This window comes from Peribacillus sp. YIM B13481 (assembly GCF_042787985.1).
In the GTDB taxonomy this organism is placed as follows: domain Bacteria; phylum Bacillota; class Bacilli; order Bacillales; family DSM-1321; genus Peribacillus; species Peribacillus simplex_A.
The window spans coordinates 1-6,797 of the sequence record NZ_JBHZPE010000099.1; the positions used below are offsets into that span (position 1 = coordinate 1).

Here is a 6,797-nt window from a genome sequence, read left to right on the forward strand (position 1 = left end):
AGTGGTTGGTCGATGTGTACCCCCACAGTGGACTTTCACCACCTAGATAGTTGCCATGCCTGGCACACAAGAAAAAGCCGCCTTAAAGACAGCTCCGATCTTCAGCTAACGCACCTGTTCGTATTATAAGGTCATCCAGAAAATATTACTGGTTGACCATTTTTTATATCGATATATGATAACCGTAGCTGGGCTAGAACGTACCTGCTCGTGGGACATGATCTGAAAATTTTAGATAAAGATATTGACATCCTATTAGCTGGTATCGTTTCATTAAGAAGCGTGTGCGTTAATGCTGGGATTCAAGTCGTATGGAACACCCACTTCTATATTGAGTGGTATTAAAGCGATACATACAATGAAAAAAGGACAACTTCACCAACATGTGAAATGTGTCAAAAAAGATGTAAAATTCATACATAAGTTGTTTGGAAGTTCATCATAATCAGTTTTTTGCACCAGAACCCTTAATCTGATAGACACTGTAGTGATGAAAATAAGCTTGGTTTGGCGATAATTAATAGGGAATCTATCAATAAATTTTTAGACTATACTGTAGGCATGAATGGTACTATTGAAAATGCTTTGACAGATTTTCTCGTTAAAAAAGGTCATTTTAATAAAACGGCTGCTAAATATATCTCTTCAGATTTTGTTTTGATAGTTTTTTAAATATTTATAAAAAGTGATGTGTATTATGAGTAAAAAACAGCAAATTTGGCTAGCTATATTACTTATCCTTAGTTTAATTTATTTTATTGGTGGAATGATATCCGAACACGACTCAGGGTACCCCTTATGGCACAGGACTCTTGGTTTATTAGGCTGTATTATTTGGGGAACGCTACTTTTTAGTGTCTGGAAAAGCAAGCAAAAAACATAACATGTAAACGGCATATCAATTAATGTGCCGTGCAAAGTGTAGACAAACCCCTTTTCCAAAAGAATTGTTGGAGAAAAAGGGGTTTTTTTTATCTTTTAATTAGCATATTTAGTTGTAAATTTGAAAGAAGGACACAATATATTGTTTCTAAACTTTTTATAAAAAACAGCTGTCGACTTTGTCGACAGCCTGGAGACAGCAATATGCTGTCTTTTTTCATCACCTACAAATCCAAGTCCAACCAAATCCATGAACCCATACTCTCCTACAGCGTGGAACCCATTGCCCGTGTTCCCAATGTCCGCCACCATGACCACCACCGTGTCCGTCCCATTGACCGCCACCATGACCGCCGCCATGTCCGTCCCATTGGCCGCCACCATGACCGCCGCCATGTCCGTCCCATTGGCCACCACCATGACCGCCGCCATGTCCGTCCCATTGGCCGCCACTATAACCGCCGCCATGTCCGTCCCATTGACCACCGCCCGGCCCCGGTATTCGTTCTCCGTCTATATAATAAGGCACATTATAAGGGTTAAAAGCGTGATTATAGTTATACATTCAAGAAATCCTCCCTTTTTGTTTACCCTTTCAGGCTATGTACAAAGAGGGGTTAGTGTCCTAAATGGACAACTATATTGGGCTGCCTATTTATTGTTGTCTAAAAAAAGAGAACTCACCTATCATGATAAAACGCAAAAAAATGGAATTTATAACTACAAATGAAGGTATTTGCAATTTACCATTCCTAGTAATGCCGCCCCATCACCAATATTGGCCTTTCTTAAATTCTCAAAGATATAAATTTACCACCAAATACTTGCCGTCTTTCTGTGAAGTTATATCTGGTTTAAGGTGAACAAAAAGATCACTCATCCATACACCGAGCAACCACGAATAATAAACTCTTCAGATAAAAAAGGGTATCAGCTCTTTAAATCCATCATGACGAAAGCCTTGCCGCTCTGTTAACACGTCATGTCATTATGCAAAAGGAAATAAAACTGAAATTGGCAGAAAGATGTTATAGAGAAACAAATCTTGTTTTCGAACGCGGAAATGGCCTCCCCTATTCAAAATCCACCTTACACAGGGCCTTTATTCGCATTTGTAGAAAAGCAGGAATTGCAAAACATATAACCATTCATGGTTTACGACATACACATGCGGTTTTACTTCTTGAATCCGGAGCCAGTTTAAAAGATGTGCAGGAACGTTTAGGACATAAATCCATTCAAACAACAGCAGATGTCTATGCTCACGTTTTAAAGTTGAATATGAAATAGTTTGAAATGTGGTCAGCCAGCCCGTTCCCTTTCATTTTATAAAAATAAAAAAAGCCTTGGTAACTGAGAAACTCAGTAATACCAAGGCTTTGAAACTATTAATACATTGACATATATTGTTCGCGTTCCCATGGGTGAACTTGTGTGCGGAACATATCTTCGACTTTCGTATTTTTTCAGACTGATTCATATTGGTTGATTTAATAAGGTTTTACATAACCTGAAGACAAATTTCTATTAAGTTTTTTCACCTTTGAATTTTTATTATGTGGTCAGAATGTGGTCATTTTTTCATAGTAATACATTCATTCTTTTTCATCTATAAGGGAAAAACAGTAAAACTTGAAGACCTTGTTATGAACGCTTCTTTTTAATTGTTTATCGATGCAATTCCAAAAAGAACGATTCTTTGAAAGAACCTTTTTCTTGTTTTGAATGCCGTTATTTTTTCATTACTACACAAACCCCTGAATTGGCATCAAACTATGTAAAATAGTTAAATATTTTTCATTGATAGACAATAAAACAATCATTTTAAATACGCTCACATACTCTAATGAGTACCGTATTTTTAAAAAATTTCGGAAGTCTTCTATTGATTCCCTTTAATCTTAAATGAGCAAATCACCTAAATTTTCAAGAAGGGGAGATGATAATGAGTAATTGTAATATATGCCCTGAAGAAGTGGAAGTAATCAACACTTTTGAGGACCCAGTAGTAACAGAAGCCTCCCAACCTAGAGCTGCCGTGAGTGGACGGAATTTCTTTTTAACGACTCAACGACAATCAGTCACAAATAACTCTTCACTCTTTTTACAGATTACTAACCCAGTTGGATCAGGTAAAATTCTTCATATGGGGCGAATAGCTGGAACATCAAATTCAAACTTAGTTATTACCCTTAATCGTAATGGTTCATTTGCAGGAGGAACTCCTCTCACTCCAGTCAACGCCAATTTTGCTTCAACGAATACAAGTATCGCTACAGCTAAATTCATAAACCAGGCAGCTGATCCTACAGTAGGAGGCGTTATTTTCCAAGATCTTATTCAACTTGCTACTGGAGGAATGGTAGCAGTTGAATATGAAGGTGACGTTGTTATGCCTCCTGGAACAACGTTTGTTATACGTACACTCAACAATTCTGGTGGTAATAATGTTATATCTATTGATTTTAGTTTTTGGGAAACAACTCATTAATACTTTTAAAGGTATAACGGGAATTAAGTATTAAAGAAAGGAATGATTAAAATTGGCAACAATTCAAACAATAACACTTCCAGCTAATACAGCAACAGTTCTTGTCGAAGGTGACGGACGTAGAGTGTTACTTCAAGGCGGTTTATATTTTATAGGGGGATCCGATGTCGATTCAGACCATGGAATTTTTCTTTCAGGTGGTCATGAGGTCGTAGACTTAGGGAATGTAGCTTTTGGTGAAACCATCTATGCTTATTCAAATGATAGCAACACTGTAACTGTTTTTTATTATACAACAGTATAATAAAAAACTATCTATTTCCTTTATTCGAAAAGGTAGAGAGTTAAACAGCTACCTTTTTATTTTAGTTTATTTTTTTTATGAATCCTTATTTTTATAAGAAAGAGTGGAGAGATAATGGCAGAGATTCAAACAATAACACTTCCAGCTAATACAAGTACTATACTTGTAAATGGCACTGGCCAAAGAGTATGGATACAAGGTAACTCATTTTATTTAGGTGGATCGGATGTCAATTCGAACAATGGAATTTTCATCCATGGGCATGATAACCTGATAGATTTAGGGAATATAACTTTTGGAGAAAAAATCTATGCTTTTTCCAATCATGAAAATACAATAACAGTTTTTTATTATACGACAGTAGTGTAAATATAATTTATTTCATATATATAAAGGGACCAATGTATTTAATTGGTCTCAGAGTGTAGACAAACCCCTTTTCCAAAAGAATTGTTGGAGAAAAAGGGGGTTTTTTATCTTTTAATTAGCATATTTAGTTGTAAATTTGAAAGAAGGACACAATATATTGTTGCTAAACTTTTTATAAAAAACAGCTGTCGACTTTGTCGACAGCCTGGGACCAATGTATTTAATTGGTCTTTTCTTTATGAAGATATTAAAAAAGGTATCTAAATGATGAAGATACCTTTTTGTCGTTATATACAAATCACTAAAAAACCTATTCAGCCAGTTCTAGGATATTGAACTCTAAACTAAGCGAGAACACGTTTGTATAAGTTAATACAAAACTTCCCACTAGCTCCAGCTGGTACTGTAATAGCAAAATCAGTAGGTTGATCAACAGATTGAGTATCGGAGTTTCCTGCAGTAGCACTTAAAGCGCCTGCTGGGGTAGATGTCATCGTCGCAGTTACTGGTGTAGCTGCTGGACTGGAAGCTGAGTTGGAAATTTCAAAAGTTCCTGAAAAATATGCGCCTGCTGGTGCAGACCATACTGTTGTTGTAGTAGCTGCAGCAGTTGCGTTATTAAAATTACCACAAATGCTTTCTTGAAATATTTGTGCGGGAGGACAGCAGCTGTCATTAAAACACATTATATGACTCTCCTTTCGAATGATATTTGTCCATTTTAATAGATATAAAGCAATAACTTAAAGAAAAGTAATCCTTTATATCTTATTACGCTAGAACACGCTTATATAGGGTGATACAAAACTTCCCACTATCTCCAGCACCTGCTGTAATAGCAAAACCAGTAGGTTGATCAACTGATACAGAGTCAGAATTTCCAGGAGTAGCACTTAAAGCACCAGCAGGAGTAACCGTTGCAGTTACTGTAGTCGTACTGGAAGCTGAGTTGAAAATTTCAAAAGTCCCTGAAAAATAGGCGCCTGCTGGTGCAGACCACACTGTCTCAGCTGCTAAAGGCCCATTAAAATTACCACAAATGCTTTCTTGGAACATTTGTGCGGGAGGACAGCAACTGTCATTAAAACACATTATATGACTCTCCTTTCGAATGATATTTGTCCATTTTAATAGATATAAAGCAATAACTTAAAGAAAAGTATTCCTTTATATCTTATTACGCTAGAACACGCTTATATAGGGTGATACAAAACTTCCCACTAGCTCCAGCACCTGCTGTAATAGCAAAACCAGTAGGTTGATCAACTGATACAGAGTCAGAATTTCCAGGAGTAGCACTTAAAGCACCAGCAGGAGTAACCGTTGCAGTTACTGTAGTCGAACTGGAAGCTGAGTTGAAAATTTCAAAAGTTCCTGAAAAATAGGCGCCTGCTGGTGCAGACCACACTGTCTCAGCTGCTAAAGGTCCATTAAAATTACCACAAATGCTTTCTTGGAACATTTGTGCGGGAGGACAGCAACCTCCGTTTCCATTTGATCCACACATTATGAATTCCTCCAATTTAATATTAAATAGCTTGTATAGCCATTCATATTATAGAATGTGATTTTTGTAATCTTGCAACGGACAAGAGTGGAACATGTAAAAATTCCTTTATACTACTTAATAGAATTTTTATTCCGTTCAAACTAGAACTGAAAAGGAATACAGCTTTCCTTAGTTATGAGGAATATTTTAGAAAGATACAGAATTCAATAAACTACTGGATTTAATAATTGATTGTTGTAAAAAAATTAACGTTTTCAGTAACTTTTTTTTGTTTTTCAGCATTCCTATTTACATTTTTCTATTTATGTTTTTTATCGTAAAAAACAGGAAAACATACTTCCAAGTTAAATTTCCCTTCAGCTATCCCCTTATTTATCCGAAATACGATAATCGATTCGGCATCATCGACTGTTGCCGAAAGTGTATTACCAGGAGGAACGGTGAATTCAACTGGACATCCAACATTTGAAATTACGATAATCTTAATCGATGTAGCACTCATGGCGCTATTAAATACAGAGATTGTTACGGTAGTCTTCATCAACATTTTCTCTTTCCAAATCTTTAAATTCGGAACCTGATCGCTTAATAACAGATTCCCACATGTGCTATTGCATACAACTGGTCCTATTGGTTCCGGTCCTGCAGGTACATTTACTTTCACTTTTACATCGGCTTTACATTTGCATGTACTGTGCCCACAATCTTTACATTTTTTATGAATGCATTTGCATTTTCTATAGCCGCAATCTTTACATTTTTTATGAATGCATTTGCATTTTCTATGTCCGCAATCTTTACATTTTTTATCTTTTTTATCCTTGCCCAATTTTGATCCTCCTTTTCATAAACATTACTTTATCTTATGAATCTAGAATGTATTGGATTGGACAAATACTTATGAAATGGGCCTGGTAGCCCCATTGTTCCGAATGGGATTACATCTCTTTGTATTAGGATCTGAAACAGATTTGAAAGTGGTTTATGATATTAATGAGTTAGTAAAGAAGGTTAAGCCTATACTTTAGAAAAGCCCCTCTCAATTTAGAGAAGGGTTTTCAAATAAGCTAAGGAAATTTTTCTCTACCTGTATGGACATTACTCTGAATTTACTAGCCCTAGCATCAAAAAATTAGACAAACTCACAAACACCTATATATATATCTGGTATGTCAACACTAAATCAAACAACTTTTTTAAGGGCTAAGTTTCGATAAGCCACCGGACTTAAGTAGCCAAGT

At 36.1% G+C, this 6,797-nt stretch carries 9 protein-coding genes and 1 pseudogene; 5 read left to right on the top strand and 5 right to left on the bottom strand.

The features are described from left to right. Positions 1-263: 263 nt before the first annotated feature. A pseudogene (locus ACFX4X_RS24865) lies at positions 264-445 on the top strand (IS6 family transposase); the annotation flags it as partial. A gap of 657 nt (positions 446-1,102) precedes the next feature. Here the strand turns inward: ACFX4X_RS24865 and ACFX4X_RS24870 are convergent. After that, positions 1,103-1,447 (bottom strand): hypothetical protein, encoded by a 345-nt coding sequence (locus tag ACFX4X_RS24870; RefSeq protein ID WP_284471209.1) that lies wholly within the window; start codon positions 1,445-1,447, stop codon positions 1,103-1,105. A 449-nt stretch (positions 1,448-1,896) separates the two neighbouring features. On the opposite strand from ACFX4X_RS24870, the gene ACFX4X_RS24875 reads away from it, so the two are divergent. The 4 genes from ACFX4X_RS24875 to ACFX4X_RS24890 all read left to right on the top strand — a co-directional run bounded on the left by ACFX4X_RS24875 (position 1,897) and on the right by ACFX4X_RS24890 (position 4,046). Then, positions 1,897-2,172 carry a tyrosine-type recombinase/integrase gene (locus ACFX4X_RS24875; protein ID WP_377387459.1) on the top strand — a complete coding sequence of 92 codons (276 nt, stop codon included), beginning with the start codon at positions 1,897-1,899 and terminating at the stop codon, positions 2,170-2,172. 655 nt (positions 2,173-2,827) lie between these two features. Next, positions 2,828-3,373, top strand: a complete 546-nt coding sequence (locus tag ACFX4X_RS24880; protein ID WP_377387462.1) for a hypothetical protein — start codon at positions 2,828-2,830, stop codon at positions 3,371-3,373. Between the two features lie 52 nt (positions 3,374-3,425). After that, entirely contained in the window at positions 3,426-3,677 is a 252-nt protein-coding gene (locus ACFX4X_RS24885; protein ID WP_289320636.1) for a hypothetical protein, read from the top strand. A gap of 114 nt (positions 3,678-3,791) precedes the next feature. Then, positions 3,792-4,046, top strand: coding sequence for a hypothetical protein (locus ACFX4X_RS24890; RefSeq protein ID WP_377387465.1), 255 nt, complete (start codon positions 3,792-3,794; stop codon positions 4,044-4,046). A 344-nt stretch (positions 4,047-4,390) separates the two neighbouring features. Here the strand turns inward: ACFX4X_RS24890 and ACFX4X_RS24895 are convergent, their stop codons facing one another. The 4 genes from ACFX4X_RS24895 to ACFX4X_RS24910 all read right to left on the bottom strand — a co-directional run bounded on the left by ACFX4X_RS24895 (position 4,391) and on the right by ACFX4X_RS24910 (position 6,385). Beyond that, entirely contained in the window at positions 4,391-4,732 is a 342-nt protein-coding gene (locus ACFX4X_RS24895; RefSeq protein ID WP_377387468.1) for an S-Ena type endospore appendage, read from the bottom strand. Positions 4,733-4,817: 85 nt separating this feature from the next. Beyond that, entirely contained in the window at positions 4,818-5,138 is a 321-nt protein-coding gene (locus ACFX4X_RS24900; protein WP_377387471.1) for an S-Ena type endospore appendage, read from the bottom strand. A gap of 85 nt (positions 5,139-5,223) precedes the next feature. Then, on the bottom strand, positions 5,224-5,553 hold the full coding sequence (locus ACFX4X_RS24905) for an S-Ena type endospore appendage (RefSeq protein WP_377387473.1): 330 nt from the start codon (positions 5,551-5,553) through the stop codon (positions 5,224-5,226). A 301-nt stretch (positions 5,554-5,854) separates the two neighbouring features. After that, positions 5,855-6,385, bottom strand: a complete 531-nt coding sequence (locus tag ACFX4X_RS24910; RefSeq protein ID WP_377387476.1) for an S-Ena type endospore appendage — start codon at positions 6,383-6,385, stop codon at positions 5,855-5,857. Positions 6,386-6,797: the final 412 nt, after the last annotated feature.

What these genes read in the sequence shown, in the direction of transcription:
- ACFX4X_RS24870 (WP_284471209.1), bottom strand. Translation starts at nt 1,447, where the DNA reads ATGTATAACTATAATCACGCTTTTAACCCTTATAATGTGCCTTATTAT.
- ACFX4X_RS24880 (WP_377387462.1), top strand. Translation starts at nt 2,828, where the DNA reads ATGAGTAATTGTAATATATGCCCTGAAGAAGTGGAAGTAATCAACACT.
- ACFX4X_RS24890 (WP_377387465.1), top strand. Translation starts at nt 3,792, where the DNA reads ATGGCAGAGATTCAAACAATAACACTTCCAGCTAATACAAGTACTATA.
- ACFX4X_RS24895 (WP_377387468.1), bottom strand. Translation starts at nt 4,732, where the DNA reads ATGTGTTTTAATGACAGCTGCTGTCCTCCCGCACAAATATTTCAAGAA.
- ACFX4X_RS24900 (WP_377387471.1), bottom strand. Translation starts at nt 5,138, where the DNA reads ATGTGTTTTAATGACAGTTGCTGTCCTCCCGCACAAATGTTCCAAGAA.
- ACFX4X_RS24905 (WP_377387473.1), bottom strand. Translation starts at nt 5,553, where the DNA reads ATGTGTGGATCAAATGGAAACGGAGGTTGCTGTCCTCCCGCACAAATG.